General features: G+C 71.7%; 23 protein-coding genes. 11 read left to right on the top strand and 12 right to left on the bottom strand.

Annotated features, from left to right (window positions below):
• Nucleotides 1-281, top strand: a 281-nt coding sequence (locus P3X83_RS09175; RefSeq protein WP_277304464.1) for a hypothetical protein, incomplete at its 5' end; no start/stop codon positions are given.
• Between the two features lie 25 nt (nucleotides 282-306).
• Here P3X83_RS09175 and P3X83_RS09170 read toward each other — a convergent pair.
• The gene (locus tag P3X83_RS09170; RefSeq protein ID WP_277304463.1) at nucleotides 307-3,504 is read right to left on the bottom strand and encodes a BTAD domain-containing putative transcriptional regulator; all 3,198 of its coding nucleotides are present in this window, start codon (nucleotides 3,502-3,504) and stop codon (nucleotides 307-309) included.
• 170 nt (nucleotides 3,505-3,674) lie between these two features.
• On the opposite strand from P3X83_RS09170, the gene P3X83_RS09165 reads away from it, so the two are divergent.
• Together P3X83_RS09165 and P3X83_RS09160 are read left to right on the top strand one after the other, a co-directional pair.
• Nucleotides 3,675-4,757, top strand: coding sequence for an AI-2E family transporter (locus P3X83_RS09165; protein WP_277304462.1), 1,083 nt, complete (start codon nucleotides 3,675-3,677; stop codon nucleotides 4,755-4,757).
• Nucleotides 4,758-4,767: 10 nt separating this feature from the next.
• Nucleotides 4,768-5,442, top strand: a complete 675-nt coding sequence (locus tag P3X83_RS09160; RefSeq protein ID WP_277304461.1) for a helix-turn-helix domain-containing protein — start codon at nucleotides 4,768-4,770, stop codon at nucleotides 5,440-5,442.
• On the opposite strand, the gene P3X83_RS09155 is transcribed toward P3X83_RS09160, so the two are convergent.
• Nucleotides 5,421-6,290 (bottom strand): hypothetical protein, encoded by an 870-nt coding sequence (locus tag P3X83_RS09155; protein ID WP_277304460.1) that lies wholly within the window; start codon nucleotides 6,288-6,290, stop codon nucleotides 5,421-5,423. The genes P3X83_RS09160 and P3X83_RS09155 overlap by 22 nt on opposite strands.
• Nucleotides 6,291-6,343: 53 nt before the next feature.
• Between P3X83_RS09155 and P3X83_RS09150 the strand changes: the two genes are divergently transcribed.
• The gene (locus tag P3X83_RS09150) at nucleotides 6,344-6,793 is read left to right on the top strand and encodes a hypothetical protein (RefSeq protein WP_277304459.1); all 450 of its coding nucleotides are present in this window, start codon (nucleotides 6,344-6,346) and stop codon (nucleotides 6,791-6,793) included.
• Here P3X83_RS09150 and P3X83_RS09145 read toward each other — a convergent pair.
• From P3X83_RS09145 to P3X83_RS09105, 9 genes are all read right to left on the bottom strand, one after another.
• On the bottom strand, nucleotides 6,790-8,133 hold the full coding sequence (locus tag P3X83_RS09145; RefSeq protein ID WP_277304458.1) for a hypothetical protein: 1,344 nt from the start codon (nucleotides 8,131-8,133) through the stop codon (nucleotides 6,790-6,792). The genes P3X83_RS09150 and P3X83_RS09145 overlap by 4 nt on opposite strands.
• A 76-nt stretch (nucleotides 8,134-8,209) precedes the next feature.
• On the bottom strand, nucleotides 8,210-9,400 hold the full coding sequence (locus P3X83_RS09140; protein WP_277304457.1) for an MFS transporter: 1,191 nt from the start codon (nucleotides 9,398-9,400) through the stop codon (nucleotides 8,210-8,212).
• Between the two features lie 98 nt (nucleotides 9,401-9,498).
• Nucleotides 9,499-10,404 (bottom strand): LLM class flavin-dependent oxidoreductase, encoded by a 906-nt coding sequence (locus tag P3X83_RS09135; protein ID WP_277304456.1) that lies wholly within the window; start codon nucleotides 10,402-10,404, stop codon nucleotides 9,499-9,501.
• Nucleotides 10,405-10,905: 501 nt separating this feature from the next.
• Nucleotides 10,906-11,160, bottom strand: coding sequence for a DUF4235 domain-containing protein (locus P3X83_RS09130; RefSeq protein WP_277304455.1), 255 nt, complete (start codon nucleotides 11,158-11,160; stop codon nucleotides 10,906-10,908).
• Nucleotides 11,161-11,184: 24 nt separating this feature from the next.
• Nucleotides 11,185-12,459, bottom strand: coding sequence for a DUF3618 domain-containing protein (locus P3X83_RS09125; RefSeq protein ID WP_277304454.1), 1,275 nt, complete (start codon nucleotides 12,457-12,459; stop codon nucleotides 11,185-11,187).
• Entirely contained in the window at nucleotides 12,456-12,851 is a 396-nt protein-coding gene (locus P3X83_RS09120; protein ID WP_277304453.1) for a phage holin family protein, read from the bottom strand. The genes P3X83_RS09125 and P3X83_RS09120 overlap by 4 nt, the downstream gene beginning before the upstream one ends.
• A gap of 206 nt (nucleotides 12,852-13,057) precedes the next feature.
• Nucleotides 13,058-14,908, bottom strand: coding sequence for a glycoside hydrolase family 18 protein (locus P3X83_RS09115; protein ID WP_277304452.1), 1,851 nt, complete (start codon nucleotides 14,906-14,908; stop codon nucleotides 13,058-13,060).
• 111 nt (nucleotides 14,909-15,019) lie between these two features.
• On the bottom strand, nucleotides 15,020-15,391 hold the full coding sequence (locus P3X83_RS09110; RefSeq protein ID WP_277304451.1) for a hypothetical protein: 372 nt from the start codon (nucleotides 15,389-15,391) through the stop codon (nucleotides 15,020-15,022).
• Between the two features lie 22 nt (nucleotides 15,392-15,413).
• Nucleotides 15,414-17,258 (bottom strand): cellulose binding domain-containing protein, encoded by a 1,845-nt coding sequence (locus P3X83_RS09105; RefSeq protein WP_277304450.1) that lies wholly within the window; start codon nucleotides 17,256-17,258, stop codon nucleotides 15,414-15,416.
• Nucleotides 17,259-17,682: 424 nt separating this feature from the next.
• Between P3X83_RS09105 and P3X83_RS09100 the strand changes: the two genes are divergently transcribed.
• Nucleotides 17,683-17,835, top strand: coding sequence for a hypothetical protein (locus P3X83_RS09100; RefSeq protein WP_277304449.1), 153 nt, complete (start codon nucleotides 17,683-17,685; stop codon nucleotides 17,833-17,835).
• 48 nt (nucleotides 17,836-17,883) lie between these two features.
• Nucleotides 17,884-18,522, top strand: coding sequence for a leucine efflux protein LeuE (leuE, locus tag P3X83_RS09095; RefSeq protein ID WP_277304448.1), 639 nt, complete (start codon nucleotides 17,884-17,886; stop codon nucleotides 18,520-18,522).
• Nucleotides 18,523-18,541: 19 nt separating this feature from the next.
• Here leuE and P3X83_RS09090 read toward each other — a convergent pair whose 3' ends face one another.
• Nucleotides 18,542-18,880: a luciferase family protein gene (locus P3X83_RS09090; protein WP_277304447.1), complete on the bottom strand. Its 339-nt coding sequence runs from the start codon at nucleotides 18,878-18,880 to the stop codon at nucleotides 18,542-18,544.
• A 279-nt stretch (nucleotides 18,881-19,159) separates the two neighbouring features.
• On the opposite strand from P3X83_RS09090, the gene P3X83_RS09085 reads away from it, so the two are divergent.
• From P3X83_RS09085 to P3X83_RS09065, 5 genes are all read left to right on the top strand, one after another.
• Nucleotides 19,160-19,846 carry a VC0807 family protein gene (locus P3X83_RS09085; protein WP_277304446.1) on the top strand — a complete coding sequence of 229 codons (687 nt, stop codon included), beginning with the start codon at nucleotides 19,160-19,162 and terminating at the stop codon, nucleotides 19,844-19,846.
• A 237-nt stretch (nucleotides 19,847-20,083) separates the two neighbouring features.
• A complete protein-coding gene (locus P3X83_RS09080; protein WP_277304445.1) occupies nucleotides 20,084-20,737 on the top strand; it encodes a DedA family protein in 654 nt (217 codons plus the stop codon).
• A 263-nt stretch (nucleotides 20,738-21,000) separates the two neighbouring features.
• Entirely contained in the window at nucleotides 21,001-21,810 is an 810-nt protein-coding gene (locus P3X83_RS09075; RefSeq protein ID WP_277304444.1) for a DMT family transporter, read from the top strand.
• Nucleotides 21,811-21,825: 15 nt separating this feature from the next.
• Nucleotides 21,826-23,070, top strand: coding sequence for a glycosyltransferase (locus P3X83_RS09070; protein ID WP_277304443.1), 1,245 nt, complete (start codon nucleotides 21,826-21,828; stop codon nucleotides 23,068-23,070).
• On the top strand, nucleotides 23,067-23,750 hold the full coding sequence (locus P3X83_RS09065) for a DUF998 domain-containing protein (protein ID WP_277304442.1): 684 nt from the start codon (nucleotides 23,067-23,069) through the stop codon (nucleotides 23,748-23,750). Before P3X83_RS09070 ends, P3X83_RS09065 begins: the two co-directional genes overlap by 4 nt.
• The last annotated feature ends 85 nt before the right edge of the window (nucleotides 23,751-23,835 follow it).

Here is a 23,835-nt window from a genome sequence, read left to right as displayed (position 1 = left end):
ATGCATTCTATGCATTCATCATGCATGCACTGGCTTTTAACACACTGTTGAGTTCTCAAGAAACGGACGCGTACACCATTGTGCCAGACCGACTCGGTCGCTCTAGCCCGCCGGGGCTTGAAGCCGTTTTCTTTTCGCTTGCTTTAATCTTATGTGTTTCTCGTTCGGCGTCAAATCCGCCGGACTCGCACCTGATTTCGCAAACACCTTTAGGACGGCAGGGCAACACATCGACCTTCGTCGCCGTGTTGGGATGCCCCGAAGACCTTCGGGCCTCGTGAAGATTACGTGCGCGGCCACAGCCCGTCAAATCGAGCCCAGCACCATGCGGATCCGGTCCTCCCAGCCGGTCAGCCCGGCTCGGGCGCAGCGGTCGAGGGCGTCCTTGAGGAACGACCTGGCTTCGGTGTCTCTGCGGCAGAGCAGGGCAAGACGCCCGAGGTGGTAGCCGACCGGGCCGGCGGGGAGCAGGCCGTGGCCGGTGGACAGGCGGCCCGCGTGGGGCAGCAGGGCCGTGATGGCGCGTTCGCCGGAGGCGGCGTCGCCCGCGTCGATGTGCGCCTGCGCGCGTAAGCAGGCGAGGCTCAGCCAGGACCACCCGTCGGTCCCGCCGTCCGGGAGGTGCTGCTCGGTACCGGGGTCGAGGGCGTCGGCGGGTGGTGTGGCGGCGCGTGGGGTGAGCCTGCGGCGCAGGTCCGCCAGGGCGGTCTCGTCGAGGGTGGGACGGGCGCCCGCGTCGCGGTGGGCGGCGGCGAGCATCGTGTGGACGCCCACGATGTCGCCGAAGACCTGCGGTTCCGCCGGACGTGGCAGGGCCGTCGCGGCGGACCGTACGTCGTCTGGACGGCCTGACAGCATGGCCCTGGTCGAGCGCCACAGCAGGTGCAGCAGGTCGGCGCCGGGCAGGACGACCCGGTCGAGCAACGCCCCGCACTCGGCGGACCGGCGGTCGGCCGACACCAGGTCGTACCCCTCCGCGTACACCGGGAGCAGCGCGAGACGGGCGGCCAAGCCGTAGGCGAGCAGGCCGCCGGAGTCGGCGACTTCGATGAGCTCGCACGCCAGGCGTTCGGCGCCGAGCAGGTCTCCGGCCTGCGCGGCGGACTGCAGCCGGTCCTGGAGCACCGGAGCCAGCGCGCGCGGACGGCCGAGGCGACGGGCCATCTCCACCGCCTCGTACGCGAGCGACTCGCACCGGTCGGCGGACGCGATCCCGCTCAGTTCCCTGGCCAGGTTGGAGTACATCCGGCAGCGGAGCGGCGAGTCACCGTACGGCAGCGCCGCGAGCGTGTGCTCCAGCCGCTTCACCAGCGCGTGCTCGGTCTCCCGGTACGGCAGGCGCGTCCAGACCGCCGGGCCGTCCAGCGAGGTCAGCAACCGCGCCCCGAGCACCGGATCCCCCCGCACCGCCGGATCGCTCTCGACCCGCTCCAGGGCCCGCGCCCGCGTACGGCGCGCCGCCCCCGGCTCCCCCGCGCCGGCCTCCGCCCCGATCTGCCCGAGCCACAGTTCCGCCTGCTCGCGAGCGGTCCCACCGCAGCCGTCGGCGGCCTTGGACCACCAGCGCGCCGCCGAGTGGAACGCCTGCCGGTGGGCCGCCTCCTCCGCCGCCGCGACGGCCCACCGTACGGCCGTCGCCTCGCCGTCGAAGGCCGCCAGGGCGTGCACCGCCAGGCGTTCGGCGGAGACGCCCGGCCTGGTGAGCAGTGCGCGCAGAGCGGCCTCGTGCAGGCGGGAGCGCGCCGCTTCTGCGAGGTCGTCGCGCAGGATCGTGCGCACCGGCTCGTGCGCGAACCGGAGGCCGATCCCGGGTTCGGTGACCAGGATGCCGAGCAGCACTCCGAGGTCGAACGCCTCCTCCACGTCCTGCGCGGAGTGCCCGCCGACCTCGGCCACGAGGCCGGCTTCGACGGCCGCGCCGATCACGGCCGCCGTCTCCAGGACGCTCCTGACCGGGGCGGGCAGCCGGGCCAGGCCGCGCCGCACGGCGGGGAGGAGCCCTCCGCCCGACTCGGCGCGAACCGCCTGGAGCTCGTCCGGCGCGCGGGACACGCGCGGCAGGATCGCCCTGGCGAAGTAGGGGTTGCCGCCGGTCGCGTCGACGATCTCCTCGGCGGTGCGCCTGCCGATCGGGAGGCCGATCGCCATCGCCATGGTCTCGATCTCGTCGGCGTCCAGCGCGGCGGCGGGAACTCGTACGCCGCCGAGGCCGCAGAACCCGGACGCCGACACGATCACCACGGGCCGTCCGCGCACCGCGGCCCAGTCGGCCACGGGCCCGCCGCCGGGGACGCTGCCGGAGGCGGGGCGGTCGCCGGCCGTCCTGGCGAAGGGCTCGGCGCGGGAGATGTGCGCGATCAGGTCCATGGTGGCCTGGTCGGCGTGATGGACGTCGTCGATGAGGATCGCGAGCGGGTGTTCGGCCGCGAGCGCGGCCAAGTGCCCGCCGACGGCGGTGAACAGCGGGTGGCGGTCGTCGTCCGGCCGCTCAGGCGCGTTGTCCGGCTCGTCCAGGACGTCGCGGTGCGGTCCTGAGGGGTCGGCCCGCGGGGTGGTGTGGGTGAGCAGGCGCAGGACGGCCGGCGGCGGCTGGAGAGCCGCCTCGCGCAGCAGGAGGCGGCTCCACGGGTCGAACGCCGGGGCGTCCGGCAGGCACGACGTGTGCAGTATGGTCCACCCCCGGTCGCCGAGGGTGTCGGCGAGCGCGTCGAGCAGGCGGGTCCGGCCGCTGCCCTGATCGCCCGCGATCACGATCGGCCCCGGCGCCCCCTGTTGGCAGGCCCGTTCGGTGAGTTCGGCGAGCAGGGCGTCGCGCCCGACCAGCGGATCGCGCGGTTCGACGCGGCGCACGGCCGGGGGCAGCTCCACGCACAGCACCGGCTCGTTGGCCCGGGGCGGGTCGGCGGCCAGTTCGGCCTCCAGGCGGCGCAGGTCGTGACCGGGTTCGACGCCCAGTTCGTCACCGATCACGTCGGCGGCCAGGCGTACCGTGAACAGGGCGTCGGCGCTGCGCCCGAGGCGGTGCAGGGCGACGGCGAGCAGGCACCACAGACGTTCCCGGTAGGGATGCCGGGCGGTGAGTTCGCGCAGTTCGGGCACGGCGCAGCCGGCGTCGCCCTGGGCGAGCAGCAGGCCGAGGCGCTGTTCGCGGGCGCGCAGCCGCAGTTCGGTGAGACGCCCGATCTCGGCCGCCGCCCACGGCCGGTCGGCGACGTCCTCGTACGGCGTGCCGCGCCACAGTTCGAGCGCCCGGTCGATGTCGGGCACGGCGCCCGCCGTACGGACCAGGCGCTCGAACTCCTCGGCGTCGAGCGTGCCGGGGCGCAGCGCGTAGCCGGGCGGGACGCTGACCAGCGTGTGCGCCTCCAGGACGCGGCGCAGGGCGGTGACGCACCGCTGCAGGCGGGCGAGCGCAGGGGCCGGGGCCTCGCCGGGGAACACGTCGGCGATCAGCAGGTCGGCGGGGACGACCGCGCCGCGCGCGGCCAGCAGGCGCGCGAGCACCGCACGTGCCGATCGTCCGCCGAGTTGGAGAGGACCGTCCTTTCCCCGGACTTCGACGGGGCCAAGAACGCCGAACTCCCACATACGTGGGATTTCACTCGTTCGTCCGCCACGGCGCAAGCGCCTCGACGAAGTGCGGTGAATTATCCCTGGAGGGTAGATAGAGCATTATGGCTGATCGCCTGAGACCCGACCGACCGAGCACGCCGCGCGCGCTCGTCGTCCTGTTGTGCGCCGCCGGCGCCGTGATCACGCTGGCCGGGCTCAAGGCGATCGCCTCCGTGGCCGGGCCGATGTTCCTGGCGCTGGTCCTGGTCATCGCCGTCGCCCCGGTGCGCTCTTGGCTGGTCGCCCGGCGCGCCCCCACCTGGGTGCTGGTGGCGGCGCCGCTGCTGGTGATCCTGGTGGTGCTGCTGGCCATGGGTGCGGTGCTGACGGTGTCCATCGCCCAGCTCGCCTCCCTGGCGCCCGACTACTCCGCCGAGTTCGCCCGGCTCGTCGATCAGCTCCAGGCGCTCGCCCAGCGCTTCGGGATCAGCACCCAGCAGGTCGACCAGGCCATCAACTCCTTCAATCCGACCCAGGTCATCGGCCTGGTGCAGGGGTTGTTCTCCGGCCTGCTCGGGGTGGCGTCGAGCCTGTTCCTGATCGTCGTGCTGGTGCTGGCGATGTGCCTGGACGCGGCCGGCTTCGCGAGGATCATGTCGAGCGGCTCCGGCCAGTTGCCCGGCCTCGCCTCGGCGCTGGCCAAGTTCGCCGAGCGGACCCGCCGCTACCTGCTCGTCTCGACGGTGTTCGGGCTGCTCAACGCGACGCTGAACGTGGTGGCGCTGTACCTGCTCGGGGTTCCGCTGCCGCTGCTGTGGGGCGTGCTCTCGCTGATCACGATCTACATCCCGAACATCGGGTTCGTCATCGGAATGGTGCCGCCCGCCGTCCTCGGTCTGCTGCAGGGCGGCCCGCGCACGATGATCGGCGTGATCCTGGCCTACATGGCGATCAACGTGGTGACCCAGTCGTTCATCCTGCCCAAGTTCCTGGGCGACGCGGTGGAGCTGTCCACCACGATGACGTTCCTGTCGCTGCTGCTGTGGACGTTCGTGATCGGCCCGCTGGGCGCGGTGCTGGCGATCCCGCTGAGCCTGCTGGCGCGCGCCCTGCTGGTGGACAGCGACCCGTCGGCGACGTGGGCCGCCGCGTTCATCTCCGGCAGGCCGCCGCCGAAGGACAGGCCGCCGCCGAAGAAGACATAGCCTGGAGCGCATGTACGTGGAACGGCCTCCGCATCCGGCCCTTGCCGGGCGGGTGGCCTGTGTGTGGTCGCAGGTCATCGTGACCGGCTACACCCAGCCCGTCGTGCCCGACGGCTGCGTCGACCTCATCTGGGGCCCCGAGGGCCCGCACGTGGCCGGGCCCGACACCGGGCCTCATCCGGTGCTGATGATGCCCGGCGACCGCTACGAGGGGGTACGGTTCCGGCCGGGCGCGGTGGGCGAGGTGTTCGGCGTGCCGCCCGCCGCGCTGCGCGACGAGCGGGTGCCGATGGACCTACTGCCCGGCCTGTCCGGGCTGCGCCTGGACGGCCCCGCCGACCTGCTGCGGGCGGTCGCCGGGCGGCTGGGCGAGACGCCCCCGCCCGACCCCGCGGCCGGGGCCCTGGCGCGGGCGCTGGCCGACGGCTCGCGGATCGGCGAGGTGGCCTGCGACCTCGGCCTGAGCGAGCGCCAGTTGCACCGCAGATGCACCGCCGCGTTCGGCTACGGCCCCAAGACGCTGCAGCGGGTGGTGCGCTTCCAGCGGGCGCTGCGGCTGGCCAGGGCGGGCCGTCCGCTGGCCGACATCGCGGCCTACAGCGGTTACACCGACCAGTCGCACATGGCCAACGACGTGCGCAGGCTGGCGGGCATGACCTTGGGTCAGTTGCTCACCCGGCCGTAGGCGCGCAGCGTGGCGAGCCGAGCCATGGTGATGTACCCGTCCCACTCGGGGCCGGTCGCGGGGGCCCACGCCGCCCAGCCGAAGGTCCAGCCGCCCTCCGGCGACTGCGCCTCGATCAGGGCGTCCAGGTGCCGGTCGAGCACGTCGGCGTCGAACAGCGGGAGCCCGCCCGGGCGGGGCGCGAAGTCGAGCGGGAGGTGCGCGTCGCCGGTCGCGCCGGGGTCGAGGGTGACGGTGGCGAGGATCGCCTCACGCAGCCGGGCGAACTCCCGCTCGGCGCGCTCGCGATCGGCGGCGCGCTCCAGGAACGTGACGACGGCCCGCGCCTCGTAGGGCGTGGTCTCCCGGATGGCGGCGATGCGGTCCCAGCAGAACGCGGTCGCGGGCGCGAGCCACGGGTTCTCGACTCCCCCCGCCGTGAGCAGCCCGGCGATCGAGGCGGTCGGCACGAGCGAGCCCGGCGGGTCGTCAGGCGTCTCCCACCAGGGGGCGCGCGGCGTCTCGCGGACGCTCGGCAGCACGAACGGCACGCCGCCGTCCCGCGTGGTGATCCTCGCGAGGTAGTCGCAGGCGGCGGGCACCATGGGGTCGTCCAGCGCGTTCACCTCGCTGAGGATCCACAGCGCGACCTCGACCGGCTCGGGCTGGCTGCCGGCGCCCCGCAGGTCGGGTTCGAGCGCGTTGCCGAACCCGCCGTCGGGGTTCTGGTAGAGGCGGAGCGCGGCGAGGACGGGCTCGGACGGCCCGTCGCCGAACATCGCCGCGAAGCGGAACCTGTCGATGAGCCTGGCCGTGCCGAGCAGGTGGCGTTCGGCGCGCGCCAGAGCATCCTTGGTCAGGACTTTCATGCCATGGAGAGTAGCCCGTGACCCCGTACGGCCGTCTTGTAAGAATCGGACGTGTGGAACGCCGACGATGGGACATCGACGAACGATTCACCGGCATCGCGGACGGCGAGGCGCTCGCCAGTCCCGTGCGGGCGCTGCTCGCCGCGATGAGCGGTCCGGGGTGGGTGACCGAGGATCCCCACCACCACCTGCTCCCGCGGCTCCGCCGCGCCATCGAGTGGCAGATCGTGGCCGAGCGCCTGCTGCCCGACGGGGTCTACGAGGTGCGCGCCCGCCCCCGTATGCCCATCGACGGCATCGCCGTGCAACGCGCGGTGATCAAGCTGCTGGCGACCGTCGCCGAGCCGATCTTCCTGGTACGGCAGAGCGGCCCCGGCGTGTTCGACTGCGTGACCGGGGTGCTCCAGGGAGACCCGCCCGGTTACGCCGCCCACGGTCACCTGATCCGGGTCATCGTGACCGGATCACCGCGCGTGCCCGGCCTCACTGGACAGAACAGCTAGGCGTTCACCGCTCCGGGCGCGGCGTCCTCGCGCCGGTCGCGCCACGGGTTGCGGCGGCCCCACGGCATGGCGGCGGCCAGGATCGGCAGCAGCACGATGGAGCTCATCGCCCAGGGCGAGTGCCGTAGCGACCATTCTGCGGCGGTCCACTGCGTGAGCCAGAGATAACCGGTCGCCGCCCACAGGGACGTGCCGATGATCGCGGGCCAGGCGAACTTGGTGGGCCTGGCCACCAGGAACGGCATGAACCACAGCAGGTACTGCGCGCCCAGGCGGGGGGTGACCACCATGAACGCGAGCAGGATCGCGGTCGTGAGATCGACCGGGTCGGCCCTGCGCCACAGCAGGCAGACACCCACCACGGTGACGTAGATGAGGTATGTGCCGATCTTGGCGTAGGTGGAGTGCAGCGTCCAGAAGCCGTCCACCGCGATGGCCGTCCAGCCCCATTCGCCCACGATCGGGCGGATGTCCTGGATGACGCGGATCACCTCGGGGATCTGGTCGAGTGAGGTGCCCGCGAAGATCGGCAGGGTGATCAGGAAGAACAGTGGCGGCACGGCGGTGCTGACCAGCGCGATCACGCGGGCCCTGATGCCGGGCAGGAGCAGCAGCATGCCGGGGATCAGCCAGATCGGCCAGCTCTTGGCGCACAGCGCGAGACCCATCAGCAGGCCGCCGTAGACGGCCCTGCGGGTCGTGCCGGGATGCGGGGCCAGCGCGATCGCCAGCGCCCCGCCGAGGCCGTGCCCCCGGATCGTGGACACGCCGTTGTGGTACAGGTCGCGGAACCCGGCCGTCAGACCCTCACGGTTGGGATCACCGGGGCCCCTGGCCACGACGAACGCGGCGACACCGAAGACCAGCGCGACCGGCTCGACCTGCCCGTGCACCGAGGCGACCAGGATGGCCAGCGGGTTGCAGGCGTACTGGAAGGCGCGCAGCGAGGCCTTCTCGCCGCCCGCCAGCTTGCCGACCAGCGGGATCAGGATGATGTCGGCCACCACGGTGACCAGGCGTCCGGCGTACTCCCACGGGATGCCGAGCCACAGCAGCAGCCCGTAGACGTAGGGGATGGTGGGCAGGAAGTGCCAGCCGCCGTTGCTGCCGAGCACCGGGTCCTGCCGGTTGAGCACCGCCTCCCCCGCCGGTCTGAAGCTGTTCACGAAATCGACCGGTTGCCAGGTGTCGATCGCGGAGGTTCCCATGATCAGCACCCGGACGCCGATTCCGACGGCCAGGATGACGACGATCGACGGGCGCCAACCGCGCCACTGGGCGACGATCGCGAGCACGACACCGGTTACGAGGACGGCCCCCGTGAGAATTGCGTAGTCCATGACCCTGCATAGCCTGCCGGAACCGACCGCCGGACGCCCACTCGGGCCGAGAATTCTTCCGGTATCGGAACCGAATTCACGGGTGGCGTGCAGGTTCGCGGCTGTGGAAGGCCGTCCAGGTGTAGACGAGGGCGACGAGCGCGGTCACCGCCAGTAGCAGGTAACCGATCGTGTACGCCCCGGTGACGGTGAACACCACGCCCATCACCAGCGGCGGGAAGTAGCCGCCCAAGCCGCCCGCGGCACCGACCAGCCCGGTCACGGTGCCCACCCTCGCGGGCTCGACCAGCTTGGCGACGAGCGCGAACACGCCGCCGGTGCCCAGGCCGAGGAAGAGCGCCATGAGCACGAAGCTGGTCCCCGCGAGGAATTCGGGGGGCGGCTTGAGCGACAGGATCAGCGCCATCACCACGACCCCGGCGAACGCGGCGGCCAGCACCCTGACCGGGCCGACCCGGTCGGACAGGGTGCCGCCGATCGGCCTGGCGGCCACCGCGGCGATGGAGAAGCCCGCGGCGCGCAGGCCGGCGTCGGTCTGCGCGTAGTTATAGGCGTTCTGCAGCAAGGTAGGCAGATAGGTGGAGAAGGCTACGAACCCACCGAAGGCCACCGCGTAGAGGAACGCGCACTGCCAGGTCGCCCGCAACCGGACGGCGTCCCGCATGCCGGGCAGCGCGGGTTCGTGGGACGGATGCCAGGACGGGGCATTGCGGCTGAAGGCGAGCATGATCAGGCCCATCGCGGCGAGCGCGACGGCCATCAGCACGTGGGTCCAGCCCCGGCCGATCCAGTCGACCAGGCGCGGGGTGAGGAAGGCCGACAGCGCGGTGCCGCCCATGCCCGCGCCGAACACGCCGGTGGCGAACCCACGCCTGGCCGGCGGGTGCCAGGCGTTGACGAACGGGATGCCGACCGCGAACGACGTGCCCGCCACGCCGAGCAGGAACCCCCAGATGAGCAGGGCGATGAAGGAGTCGGACCAGCCGACGAAGAGCACCGGCACGATCGACACGAAGCAGATGATCGCGAACATCAGCCGTCCGCCGTACTTGTCGGTCAGCACCCCGACCGGGATCCGGCCGAGCGAGCCGACCAGCACCGGGACCGCGACCAGCGCCGAGGTCTGCGCCGGCGACAGTCCGAGCTCCCGGCTGTAGCCGCCGGCCAGCGGGCCGATCAGGTTCCACGCCCAGAAGGTGAGGGCGAACGCGGCCGTGGCCAGCGCGAGGTTCGCCGCCGCGCCGCCGTGTGCCGGTCGTTCATTCATGGCGGTCCCCCTGAGGCCCCGAAGTCACGACATGCCGTCACGGCAGATCGTAACCTTATGTAATGATTCGGCTACCAAGCGGGGGTGCGGCGGCGACCTCAGGATCCGAGCAGGCGGGCGGTCTCGGCGAGCAGCTCGCTCTGCCGGAACCGGTCCTCGCCGAACGGCATGCCGATGATCCGGTCGGCCCCCTGCTCCGCGAGATCGGCGAAGCACCGCGCGACCTCCTCGGGAGGGCCGGTGACCAGGGAGGCGCGGGCCATCGCCTCCGGCATGCCGTAGCGCATCGTGGCCCGCACCTGGTGCTCGATCACCTCCGCGGGGACGTCCTCGCCCAGCGCGAGGTTCACGCTCAGGGTCAGGCCGGGGACCGGCCTGCCGTACTCGGCGGCCAGCTCGGCGATGCGCTGCGCCGACGCGGCGAAGGCCCCCTGACCGGTGAAGGCGGGGAACCACTCGTCGGCGTATCGGGCGACCCGCCGCAACGCGGGCTCCGAACCGGCGCCTCCGGCGATCAGCAACGGCGGCATGTCCGCCCCCGGCGACAGCGTCACCTCGTGGCCGTCCAGATCCACCGTCCTGCCCTCCACCAGGTCCGGCAGTACGGCGAGCAGCTCGTCGGTGCGCCTGCCGCGCTCGCGGTACGGCACGCCGACCGCGCGGAACGCCATGTCACCGTGCACCGGCCCGCCCACGCCGACACCGAGCAGCACCCGGTCACCCGAGAGGTGCTGCAGGCTCACCACCTGCTTCGCCACCCAGGCGGCCCCCCGCAACACCGGCACCATCACCCCGAACCCGAGCCCGATCCGACGGGTCACCGCGGCGGCCGAGGCGAGCACCATCGTGGCGTCCAGCCGCGGCGCGGTGGGGATGAGGTGATCGCCCACCCACACCGACTCCAGCCCGACGTCCTCCGCGTGCCTTGCATGGGCCCACGGCCCCTCATCGCCGTACCCACCGAACGGCGGCAGGTACACGCCGACCTTCACCGCCTCCCTCACAGCGGACTCACCCCCACCACCGGCCCGCACCGCACATCATTCACCGATGCCCCTTTCACCCGTCGGCCCGATCATCGGCTCAAGCGTGCAACCTCAACGCCACTTGAGGTCAACCCCAGTCCTCCGGGCGGGAGGATGAGGTCCCCTCCGGCCAGGCCGGACGCGGCTCCAGACGGCACTACGCGCGCAGAATCGGGCCTGGCGGCCGGGCAGCGGTACAAAGTGCCCGGCGGCCAGCAGCTCGGCGACGCCAAGGTCCCCGAAGGCGCGCACCTGGACGGCGACGGCCCGGCCGTACCCCCGCTGGGCGGTCGGGAGGCTCTCTATTGGCGCTGCGAGGTGGCCGGTGGGGCTCCCGTGGAACGGGCGGCGCGTAGCGACCGTGTCACGGCCACCGCGGGTTGTCTCAGGCAGGGGCCCGGTGGCGCGTGGCAGGTCGTTGTCGGGCTCCTGAACAGCGAGCGGGCAGGGCCGCCCTCACCCCTCTGGGTCGCCGGCCACTCAGCCTGGGGCTGGGTGGGCGCCTGAGGGGTGGTGGCCTGGGCGGGCGGCGGCGCGGCGGGTGGCGGCCTTGATCAGGCCGAAGATCGCGCCCTGGATCGCGGCGGCCATCAGGACCTCGCGCCACCCACGGTCGGGGTCGGTGGCCTCGGGTACGTCGCGGTCACCGGCGGTGAGCCGCCACACCCGCTTGAACACCAGGCCGGAGACCAGCCCGCTCACCATCCCGAAGATCGGGGTCAGCAGCTTCCCCATGGTGTGCTCCCATGCTCCCGTGGGTCATCCGATGTTGGGAGGCTGGCTCCACGGCCGGGTGACCCCGGAGAGGCCACGGCGCTCGGACTCCTGACGCCCGGCCCCCGGCCGGCCGTGGCCCTCGTGGCTGTGCCCGTTGTGGTGGTGCTTGCCGTGGTGGCGGTGTCCGCGCTTGCCGTGGGCGTGTTCCGTGTCCGTCGTCTCGCCGCGGTGCCGCAGGCGGCGCAGGGCGAGCAGTAGCACGCCCAGGGCGGCGAGCGACGAGGCACCGCCGCCACCGGCGGCTCTGCCGTAGCCTCCGGTCCGCGATCCGCGCACGGTACGGCGGGCGCGCGTCATCATGCCGCGCGCCGTCCCCGAGGAGCCGGTCCAGCCGCCCATCTGGCGCATGGCGCGGCGCAGGCCCCGAGTGCGCGAGGTGGCGGTCCAGGACGGCATGGCACCCCACGCCGACCCCCGGCCCATCCGCCGCCGCATCGCACGGCGCATACCTCGGCCATGTGACATACCGGCCCAGGACGGCCCGCCTCCCATCTGGCGCATCGCGCGGCGCATGCCCCGGGTACGCGAGATACCGGTCCAAGACTGCATGCCACCCCACGCCGACCCCCGGCCCATCCGCCGCCGCATCGCACGGCCCATGCGCTGAGTGCGCGAGGTGCCGGTCCAGGACGGCAGGGCAGTCCATGTCGGCCCCCGGTGGCGCATGATGGCCATGCCTCTGGCCCTTCGGCGGAGGGTTTCCGGCATGAGCGCCGTCATGTCGCTTGCGCGGCGTCGGCGGAGGATCGCGACCGTCAGGGCGGTGATGGCCGCCGCGGTGAGCGCGATCGGCATGGCGCGCTGCACGGCGGCCTGCCGTCCCCCCTCCTCGCCGGAAGGCATGGCGCCGGGATGGGCCTTCGTGTGCTCGCCCGGGCGGCCGCCCAGTGCCGGTGGCGTCTTCGGATGGGCGACGGGCCCCTCGCGGGACGCGCGTGGCCCCGGGACCTCGGAGTAGCCGACGGAACGGGCCTGGCCGGCGTACTCGGCCTCCGCGTACCCCGCGTACTCCCGTTCCGGGCCGCCGGGCTCCGCGCCCTGCTCGCGGTGCAGCATGCGCCGGGCCCGTTGGGTCATTCCGGCCTTCATGCGTCCCGCCCGTCGCTGCGCGCGGGACCGTACGTCGGCCTTCGCCGCCAGCGCCTCCACCGTCTCGCCGAGGTCTTCGCGGGCACGCGCGACCTCCGCGCGCAGCTGTTCGGGCGTGGCCGCGTGGCCCTTGCCCTTCCGCGCCCCCGGCGTCCTGTGCGACATCATCGATGTGCCCTCGCTTTGATCTCGGCGACATCCAGCCTGGTGTTCTCCATTGCCTGCCTGGGCAGCGGTGGCGTGGCCCGGCCGACCGACTGGCGGCCGGTCACCCCGAGCACGGCGGCGACGATGAACAGCACCACGGCCACGATCAGCGCCGCCAGCCATACCGGCAGCACCAGCGCGAGCGCGGCGATCACCGCCGTCAGCAGCGCCGCCACCCCGAAAAGGGCGAGCACCCCCGCTCCGCTGAGCAGTCCCGCGCCGACTCCGGCGCGCTTGCCCTTGCCCTTCATCTCGGCGACCGCCAGCCGCAATTCCGCGCGCATCAGGTCAGAGATCTGCTGGGCGGCTCGCTTGACCAGCTCGCCGGTCGGCTGCCGCTGCACCGTGGTCATCCGCGTCTCCCCCCTGACGAAGGACCCCAGAGAGTGCCCGTGCCCCCACCCCGGCCGGTAAACCCACACCGGGCCGTCCGGGCTCCGCATCGGCGCGCACACAGGGAAAGCGGGCACGGGGCGATAAACGAATATCGCCGGACCCCGCGCCGGGAAGGGAGACGGCGCGGGGTCGCGGCGGGTTCGGTGGGCGACGGCCCTCCTGGTTACGGGAGGGAGTCGAGGTGCCTGCGGTGGTTACGGGAGAACTCGAAGTTGTTGTAGCGGTCCCAGTTGATCGACCAGGTCATCAGGCCGCGAAGGCCGGGGTTGGTGCCGCTCCTGGGCTTGTACGTGCCGCAGTTGGTCCCCTTGGCGAGGCAGTCCACGGCCTTCTGCACCTCGGCGACCGAGGTGAAGCCGTTGCCGGCGTACTGCGCGGCGGGCAGGCCGAAGGCGACCTGGTCCTGACGCAGCGGCGGGAACGTGGCGCCGCCCGCGACCGGGAACCCGGCCAGCAGCATGTCGGTCATGGCCACGTGGAAGTCGTGCGTGCCCATGGTGTGGTAGGCGTTGTCGAGGCCGACGATGGGGCCGGAGTTGTAGTCCTGCACGTGCAGCAGGGTGAGGTCGTCCCGCATGGCGTGGATGACCGGCAGGTACGATCCGGCGCGCTGGTCGGCGGTGCCGTTCGGGCCGGGGCCGTAGAACTGGTAGCCGAGCTGCACGAAGAAGGTCTCGGGGGCCATGGTGAGCACGAACTTCGCGCCGTAGCGGGCCTTGAGGGTCTTCAGCGCCGAGATCAGGTTCACGATGACGGGCGTCGTGGGGTTCCTGAAGTCGTTGTCGCCCCGGTTCAGGTACAGCGAGTGGCCTTCGAAGTCGATGTCCAGGCCGTCCAGGCCGTACTTGTCGATGATGGCCGACACCGACGCGACGAACTTGTCACGGGCGGCGGCGCTGGTGAGCTGGACCTGCCCGTTCTGGCCGCCGATGGAGATCAGCACCTTCTTGCCGGCGGCCTGCTTCTCGCGGATGCCGGCGATGAAGTCGGCCTCGGGCTCCACGTTGGCGCACTCGGCGACGGGGCACTGGCGGAAGCGGATGTCACCGGAGGTGACGGAGGTGGGCTCGCCGAAGGCGAGGTTGATCACGTCCCATTCAGAGGGGACATCGCGCATCCGGATATATCCGGATCCGTTGGCGAACGAGGCGTGCAGGTATCCGACCAGCACCCGCTTGGGGAGCTGTCCCCCGGGGTTGCCGCCGCCCTCCTTGGTGGTGCCGCTGACCGACGAGCCGTACGCGGAGCAGTTGCCCGCGGCGTCGCAGGCGCGCACGCGGAAGCCGTACGAGGTGGAGGCCGAGAGGCCGGACGCGGTGTAGGAGGTCGAGGCGCCCGCGCTGACGCCGGAGCCGTTGTCGCGGGAGACCTCGTAACGCGCGACGGAGCCGGAGTTGTCGGTCGAGGCCGTCCAGTTCAGGTTCAGCGAGCTCGCGGTCGCGCCGCCGACGGTCAGGCCGCCGGGCACGGTCGGGGGCTCGGTGTCCACCGGTCCGCCGTCGCCGGGCGGGCCGTCGAGGACCACGTCGTCGGCCTGGTAGGCGCCCTGGCCGTACCAGCTGTTGACGTAGATGGTCACGGACGTCGTGGACGCGCCGGTGGTGAAGGTGCGGCTGAGCTGGCTGTAGGAGGACGCGGAGGACGCCCACGTGCTCACGTCGGTGGTGCCGGTGCCCGACGCGCCGAGGAAGACGTACCCGCCGCGGACCCACGCCGACAGTGTGTAGGACGAGTTCGGCTTGACGCTGACGTTCTGCTGGCAGCGGGCCAGGTCTCCGCCGGCCGGGGTGGCCTGCAGGGCGGCCGATCCGCCGTGGACCGGCGAGGAGACGGCCTGGGCGCCGGCGGCGGACGAGCAGGTCCAGCCCGCCAGCCCGTTCTCGAAGCCGGGGTTGGTGACGATGTTCGCGGCATGGGCGGCCGTGGGCAGGGCCAGCAGGCCGCCGCATCCGACGACCAGTGCGGCCAGCGGCGCGACGACACGCGCGAGCCTCGGGCTAGGACTCGACCTCATCGATCTACCTCTTCGGGGAGGGTGGTACGGCCCGCGCCCGTTGGGGGGACCGGGCGCGAGCCGTACCGGCTTGGTGAGGCGGCGGCGGAGGGCCGCCGCCTGGGGAGCGGGTCAGAACCCGGCGGTGATCCGGGTGAACTCCCACTCCTGCTGCGCGATGCCGCTGCAGTTGGACGTCACGCCGCCGCCCGGGCAGGGCCGGTCGCGGTTGACCGCCCAGTAGGCGAGGCGGGTGAGGCCCTTGGACTTCGCGTAGTCGCGGATCTGGGTCCAGATCTGCGGCGTCGTCTGCTCCTGCTGGTCGGACAGGCCGTTCATACCGGACATGCCCATCCGCGAGTAGGCCGTCGCGTCGGCGACCGCGGCCTGTCCGGCCAGGGCCATCTGACCGGCGCCCGCCGCCGCCGGGGTGGCGGCGAGGGGCGCGACGGCCAGGAGTGCGGCGCCCGTAAGTACGGCCATGACCGTACGGCGGACTCTCATGGGGGGTGGTCTCCTCTGGTCCCTAGGGCAGGGTGGCGAGGTGCGGCTTGACGGTCTTGGAGAAGTTCCAGTTGTTCGACGCGTCCCAGTTGATGGACCAGGTCATCGCGCCGCGGATCCCGGGGTAGGCGCGCGGGGGCACGAAGCTCCCGCAGCTCGTCCGGGTGGCCAGGCAGGTCAGCGCCTGGTTCACCACGCTCGGCGAGACCATTCCGCCGCCGGCCGCGCCGGGTCCGGCGGGCAGGCCGAGGGCGATCTGATCGGGCCGCAGGCCGTTCTCCAGCGGGATGCAGGCCAGCGCGGTCATGAAGTTGATCGTGCCCTGGCCGTAGGCCTGGCCCTGGTCGCAGCCCAGCATGGTGCCGGAGTTGTAGTACTGCGTGTGCACCACGGTGAGGATGTCCTTGATGGACAGCGCGAGCTGGAAGTAGGTCATCCCCGGGGACTGCATGTCGATGGTCTGCGGGGCCATGGTGATGATCAGCGAGCTGCCGACCTTGGCGCGGAGCTGGCGCAGCGCCTGGGCCATGTAGGTGGCGTTGAGGCCGTTCTCCAGGTCGATGTCCACGCCGTCGAAGCCGTACTCCTGCATCAGCGCGTAGGCGCTGTCGGCGAACTGGGTCGCGGCGCTGGAGCTGGCCACCTGGACGCGGCCCAGTTCACCGCCGACGGACAGGATGACCTTCTTGCCGCGCGCGTGCAGGGCCTGGATGTCGGCCTTGAACTGCGCGTCGGTGTAGCCGCCCACGGCCGCCGCGAGCTCGGGGTCGACGCCGAAGGTGAGCTGGCCGGGGGTCGAGGTGGCCTCGGCGAACGCCACCGCGATCAGGTCGTACTCGTTCGGCGTGGCGGCGAGCTTCAGCTCCACGGCGGGGTTGGTGAAGTTGTGCCAGTAACCGGTGAGGAAGTGCTTGGGCAGCGTGTCGCCGCCGCAGCCGGTGGTGGTGACGCTGATCGCGTCGCTGGCCGGGCCGTCGCCCTCGCCGTTGTAGGCGCGGACGGTGAAGCTGTAGGTGTCGCAGGCGGTGAGGCCGCTGATGGTGGCCGAGGTGCCGGTCACGGTGGCCTTGAGGGCGGTGCCCTCGTACACGCGGTAGCCGGTCACGGTGCCGCTGGCGGCGGGCCAGGTCAGCGTGGCGGAGGTGTTGGTGATGGCGCTGGAGCTGACGGTGCCGACCTTGCCGGGGACGCCTGTGGAGCAACCGGTGGTCTTACCGGTCACGGCGTCGCTGGCGGGGGACTCGCCGTTGGCGTTGTACGCCTTCACCGTGTACGTGTGCGACTCACAAGTACCCAGCGAACCGATCGACGCCGACGTACCCGTCACCGTCGCACGCACCGTCGAACCCTCATACACCCGATAACCCGTCACCGTCCCCGACGACGCACCCCACGAAAGCGAGATCGCGCTGTTGGTGGTCCCGGTCACGGACGGCGCGCCGGGCTTACCGGGCACCGGGATGGAGGTGCCTCCGCAGGCGCTGCCGTTGATGGTGCAGTTGGACGGCTCGGCGGAGCCGGGCGACCCGATGAAGCCGAAGGTCACGCTGGCGCCGGGCGCGAGGTTACCGTTCCAGCTCACGTTGCCGAAGGTGTACTTCTGCCCGGTGCGCGTCATGAGCGTGTCCCATGAGGAACTGATCGCGGCCCCGGACGGCATGTCAAAGGAGATCGACCAGCCGTTGACGGCCGTGCTCCCGCTGTTGGTGATCGTGTATTTGCCCTCGAACCCGGACCCCCAGTTGGCGGTCTTGGTGAAGACGGCGGTCGCGGCGGCGGCGGCCGCCGACCCCGGTGTGAGGAGTAGCGACGTCGCGGCGACGAGTGCCGCGACGACGACCGAAATGAGCGTGCGCGTGATTCGCATGAAGCCTCGGCGTTTGTGTAGAACGTTTGGGGGGTGACGGCCGCATGTGCGGGAATAGGTCGCGACGAACGGCGTGGTTATCGCCGACTTCCTGGTGTACCACTTACTTTTAGGAAAGTTTCCTAAGAGTTGTGGCGATCGTAGCTCTGACTCAACCGCCTTACAAGGCCCAAAACCGTCTCCCACTCCTGACACCGAGGGGAGTTACGGACAGCCACTTGACCACAATCCTGCGACCTGCGGAAGTAGTGGACCGGCCCTGGACTTGCCGCACCGGGGGTGATGCAGTCGGTAGGTGGCGATATACGGCGAGTGCCCCCGGATTCACCGAAGTTGCCGAAGAGTTCGAGCGCGACCTGACCGAGCGCGGCGAGGTGGGCGCGTCGGTGTGCGTGGTCGTCGGCGGAGAGACCGTCGTGGATCTTTGGGGCGGCCAGGCCGCGCCGGGAAACGCCTGGCGGGCGGACACCATCGGGCACATCTGGTCGGGCACACGGCGGACCTGCCCGCGCTCCGCGAACCGGTCGCGTCCTTCTACACGCAGGCGCTGACCGCGCTGCTCACCGAGGAGGCATAGAGCGGGAGGGTAATCACCGTTCAGGCGGGATACGCGTTACTCTGAACCGTGTTCTTCGGCATCACCGACATCTGGACCTACGTGGTCGGTGCGTTCCTCATCATCCTGCTCCCCGGCCCCAACTCGGTCTACGTCCTGACCACCGCCGCCCAGCGCGGCGTGCGGGCGGGCTACCAGGCCGCCCTCGGCGTCTTCCTCGGCGACACCGTGCTGATGTTCCTGGCCGCCGCGGGCGTCGCCTCGCTGCTGCGGTCGAACGCGGTGCTGTTCTCGATCGTGAAGTACGCCGGCGCCGTCTACCTGGCGTGGATCGGCTTCCAGATGCTGCGCTCCGCCTGGCGGTCCTGGCGCGCGCGGGAGGACGACGGCCGGGCCGCCGAAGGGCACCGGCCCGCCCGCCGTCCGTTCACCAGGGCGCTGGCGATCAGCCTGCTCAACCCGAAGGCGATCCTGTTCTTCGTGTCGTTCTTCATCCAGTTCGTGGACCCGAGCTACGGCGCGCCCGCGCTGTCGTTCCTCATCCTGGGCGCGATCTGCCAGTTCTTCAGCGTGCTCTACCTGTCCGCGCTGATCTTCGGCGGCACCTTCCTGTCGGCGCAGTTCAGCCGCAGACGCCGGTTGTCGGCGGGCCTGACGTCGGCCGTCGGGGCGCTGTTCGTGGCGTTCGGGGCGCGGCTGGCCATGTAGCGCCCGAGCCCGGCCGGGCTCAGGCGGCGTTGGCCTTGATCGCCACGCTCACCAATGAGAGGAACAGCTCGGCGTCGGCCCGGCCCGCGATCCGGATGCTCACCCAGCCTGGACGCCCTCCCGTGACGACCTGCGCACAGTCGGCGAGCACCGGCGCCATGCGCTCGATCACGGATTCGGTCAGCAGCAGTTCGGCGGTGCCGTCGGGGGTCATGCGCACGATTCGGACGCCGCCCGCCCGGAACTCCAGCCTCCGGCGCTTGCGCCGCGGCACGAGATCCGGCCACGCGGTGAGCTGCGCGGCCACGAACGCCGCGAACTCGGACGCCGTGCCGCCGGCACTAGCGAGCACCGCCATGTCTCCGATGGTCTCGGACACTTGGCCATCCGGAAAGCTTCTGTTTCCGAACCGTTATAGGTCCAGCGAATTAGCACTTTTGCCTAGAGCTGCGTGGGTTTTCGGAGATGTGACCAACCGCTCGCGCCCGTCAGGTACCGTTGGCCACCGACGCCTTCCGTGAGCTATAACGTTATCCTGCCGTAACCCCTGCGAGACATTCCCTGACGCCTGATCGTCGGCGTTCCGGGTAGTCGCCGGGCCCACTCCGCCGGCGCGCGGCCGACCTACGGAGCCAAGTTGAGTCACCCCCACGTCACCCTCCCCCGCCTCACGTCGCTGGTCAGACAGGCGGTCCCCAAGCTGCTCGAAGGCGTCGTCGCGCCACTGGCCGTCTTCTACGCCGCGCTGGCGGTGCTGGGCTTCAACGGCGCGCTGGCCGCCGCGACCGCGTGGGTGTACGGCGGGGTGGTGTGGCGGCTGATCCGCCGTCAGCGGGTGCCCGCGACCATGATCGTGGCGGCCATCGCGATCACCGCCAGGGCGCTGCTCGCCCTGTGGACCGGCAGCCCGGTCGTCTACTTCCTGCAGCCCGAGGCCGGCACCATCTGCATCAGCCTGGTCTTCCTCGCCTCGGTGCGGCTGCGCCGGCCGCTGGTGCAGAAGCTCACCCTCGACTACATCCACCTGCCCTCCGCCGTGCTGAAGCACGAACGGGTGCGCCGGTTCTTCGCGCGGATCACGCTCCTGTGGGCCTTCGTGCTGCTGGCCAACTCCACGGTCAGCATCTGGCTCCTGCTCCACCAGTCGATCGGGCAGTCGATCGGCCGCTCCCTTGAGCAGTCCGTCGGCGACTACCTGCTGGTGCGCACCGCGATCGTCGCGCTGATCAGCGGCACCGCGATCGGCATCTCCGTGTGGGCCTTCCGGCGCCTGCTGCGCCGCCTCAACCACGAGTCGCACGCGAAGGCCGCGATCCCCGCGTAGTCTCCCGCCCCCTCCCGGTCATCCGAAAGTCGCAGGTTCCCGCTCGATCCGGCGGACGTTCGTCCGATGCGGCCGCACGGGGTCGTTCCGTAGCGTCTTGCTCAGGGGCTCCCTGATCCGGCATCGGGGATGTCGCCCCTCCTTTAGGGGGCAATCCCCGATGGCCTCGGAGAGCCGGGCGGCGCGATGGTTCTAGTGGCGCCCGTTCCCGCCCACGACCCGGAGACCTTACTGATCATGACTGATGCCATCCTCGAATTCCTGCACCAGGCGATGACCTCGCCCTGGGTCTACGTCGCGCTGTTCACCGTGGCGTTGATCGACGGCTTCTTCCCCGTGGTGCCGAGCGAGACGGCGGTGATCACCGCGGCCGTGTTCGCCGCGTCCGGCGAGCCCAACGTCTTCGGGGTGGCGGTCGCGGCCATGCTGGGCGCGTTCTGCGGCGACCACGTGTCCTATCTGATCGGTCGAACAGGCGGGGCACGCCTGTGCGCGAAGCTGCGACCTGGCACGGCGCGCGCCAAGGCGTTCGAGTGGGCACGACGCGCGCTGGAGGAGCGGGGCGGGCTGGTGCTCGTCGTGGCCCGCTACATCCCCGGCGGGCGCACCGCCACCACCATCACCATGGGCGCGGTGAACTACCCCCTGCGCTCGTTCTCGTTCTTCGACACCCTGGCCGCCGGGTCCTGGGCGATCTACTCCGTGCTGATCGGCTACCTGGGCGGCATGGCCTTCGAGAACGACCCGTTCAAGGGGCTCCTGCTGGGACTGGGCATCGCGCTGACGATCACGCTCGTCGTGGAGACCGTCCGATTCGTCCGTAAGCGTTCCGCCGCCGCCGCGGCGCTGCCGGGCGAGCCCGAGAACGAGCCGGCCGTCCCCCGGAACTGACCTCGCACCCCCGGGACGCATCAGGGGTCCCAGGTGTCCCCGAGGCGGTCTCTCAGGGATCTCCCAGGGCTTTCAGGGATGTCCCCTATGGCTCCGGAACGCGTTGACCGGAGACGCTGACATCAGGCCCGTTCCGCTGTATGTCCGAACCGGTTCTTGACCGGCTCGCTGACGGCAAGTCTGCCAAATGTTCGTAACCGGACGCCCATGGGAGGCGTCCCGGCCATCTCGCCATGTCTTCATGCAGGTGAAAGGAGTGCGCAATGACTGTGGTCGCCGCCGGCGTTGCCTTGCTGGGCGCCCTGTTCTTCGCACTCGGCGCCGCGCTGCAACAGCTCGAAGCCGTCCGTACGGCGGAGGTCGGTCTGCTGCGGCTCGCCCGCCGTCCCCGGTGGTTGCTCGGCGGCCTGTCGATCACCACCGGTGGCGCGTTGCACATCGTCGCGCTCACGCTCGGGCCGCTCACCGTGGTGCAGCCGATGGGGGTGGCCAGCCTGCTGTTCGCGCTGCCCATCTCGGCCGCTCTGATCGGCCGCAGGCCGGCCAGGGCCGAGCTCACCGCCGCCGCGACGGTGAGCGCCGGGCTGATCGGCCTGGTGCTGATCGTGCCCCCGGCGTGGGACACCCCGACGCTCACGGGCAAGGGGACCTTCACGCTGCTGTCGGTCGCCGGGATCGCGGCTCTGGTCCTGTGGGCCGGTTCCCGCACGGCCACGCCGTCCCTGCGCGCGAGCCTGCTCGCCGCCGGGTCGGGGGTCCTGTACGGCGCGACCGCCACGCTCACCCGGGTCCTGGTGCAGGGAACCTGGGAGTTCTGGCTGATCGCGCTGATCCCGCTGCCCGCGATCCTCGCGCTGATGCTCCTGCAACGCGCCTATTCGGTCGGCCACTTCGGGGTGTCCTTCGCCTCGCTGCAGGTGACCGACCCGCTCACCGCCGTGGTGTTCGGAGCCCTGCTCCTCGGCGAGCCCCTCCCGGCCGGACCGGGCGGCGCCGCCGTCGCGGTCGCCGCCGCGGCGCTCGCCGGGATAGGCACGTTCGCCCTGGCACGCACCACACCGCTGTCCCACTGAACCATGGAGCCCTTGATGGTCCTGCCCTTGCCCGCCGAGCCGAACGCCGCCTCGGCGCCCCACCCCGCACGCGCCGCCGAGGTCTCGCCGCTGCCCACACGCCCGCTGCGGGTGCTGATCGCGACGGACACCTACCCGCCCGACGTCAACGGCACGTCCTACTTCACGCACCGGCTGGCCACCGGCCTGGCCGCACGGGGCAACGAGGTCCACGTCGCGTGCGCGTCGGAGAGCGGGCGCGCGGACACCCGGCTCGTGGACGGCACCGCCGAGCACCGGCTGCGGTCGGCGCCGCTGCCGGTCCACCCCACCATGCGCGTCTCGCTGCCGCAGCGCCTGGACCGGCTGATCACCGAGCTGGCCCCCGACGTCGTGCACGCCCAGGGCCACTTCGTGGTGGGCAGGGCGGCGATCTCGGCCGCCCGCCGCGCCGGGGTGCCCATCGTGGCGACGAACCACTTCATGCCGGACAACCTCTTCCAGTTCGCGCACATCCCCGGCGGGCTGCGCGACCGGGTGGGCCGGATCGCCTGGCGCGACTTCAACCGGGTCTTCTCCCGGGTCGACCACGTGACGACGCCGACCAGGATCGCGGCGGAGCTGCTGGCCGGGCAGGGGTTCACCGGGAGCGTGGAGCCGGTGTCGTGCGGCATCGACCTGGACAGGTTCCACCCGTTCGCCGAGCCGAAGTCCTGGGCCAGGCGGCTGTTCGGGCTGCCGGAGCGGCCCACGATCCTGTTCGTCGGCCGCCTGGACGAGGAGAAGCGGCTCGACGACCTGATCAGGGCGCTGCCGTTCGTGCTCAACGTCACCGACGCCCAGATCGCCCTGGTGGGCCGGGGCGTCCGCCGCGACCACCTCGAACACCTCGCGGCCCGGATCGGCGTCGGCGAGCGGGTGCACTTCCTCGGCTTCGTGCCCGACCAGTCGATGCCCCGGGTGTTCGCGGCGGCCGACGTCTTCGCCATGCCGAGCATCGCCGAGCTGCAGAGCATCGCGACGCTGGAAGCGATGGCGACCGCCCTGCCCGTGGTGGCGGCCGACGCCATGGCCCTGCCGCACCTGGCCGTCCCCGGTGAGAACGGCTTCCTGTTCCAGCCGGGCGACGTCCGCGAGCTGGGCGGGCACCTGACCCGGATCCTCACCGACGACCCGCTGCGGGCGGCGCTGGGCCGTACCAGCCGGAAGATCGCGCTGACCCACGACCACCAGAGCTCGCTGGCCAGGTTCGAGGAGATCTACGCGAGTGTGGCCCGATGAGCGCGCTGCCCACCTCCTCCGCCAATCCGGCGAGGGTGGCGGCGCGGGACTCCGCGACGCGGATCTGGGCGTGGCCGGCCGCCGCGGGCCCGGCGCTCGCGCTGGCGGCGATGGTCCACGCCCACCTGACGCCCGGCGTCGGCGTCAGCCCGCTGCGCGGGCTGATCAGCGACTACGCGCTGAACGACGCCACCAGGGGCGCGATCCTGCTGGGCACGCTCGCGCTCGCGATGAGCTGCCTGTGGAGCACGTACGGCCTGGCCCAGATCGCGCCCGCGCGCAGCGCCGCCACGCGCGTGCTGCTCACGTTCGGCGCCCTCGGCCTGGTGCTCGCCGCCATCTTCCCCACCGACCCGACGCCCGGCGTCACCTCGATGGGCGGGGAGATCCACCGCTGGTCGGCGGCGGTCGTCTTCACGGGCCTGCCCTGCGCGGCCTGGATGCTCGCCAGAGGCGACGACGGCCTGCGCCGCCTCCGGGTGGCCGCCGTGTGGTCCACGGGCCTCCTGGTGGCGTTCCTGAGCGCGCACCCCGGGTCCTTCGTGTCCGACCTCGTGAACGGCTCCGCGTACTACGGCCTGCTCCAGCGCCTGCTGCTGATCAGCGGCATGGTGATCCTCTTCCTGGTCGCCACCGCGATACCCCGCCTGACGGACACGAGGTCCCCGTCCCTCCCTTGAGCCGCATCCCCACTGCCGCCCCTGCCGACAAACCGGGGCAAATGGGAGCCCACGCAAGGTTACGGTAACGTAGGTTGCGGTTCTC

This window comes from Spongiactinospora sp. TRM90649 (assembly GCF_029382225.1).
GTDB lineage: Bacteria > Actinomycetota > Actinomycetes > Streptosporangiales > Streptosporangiaceae > Spongiactinospora.
This window is presented reverse-complemented; position numbering and strand designations above follow the sequence as displayed.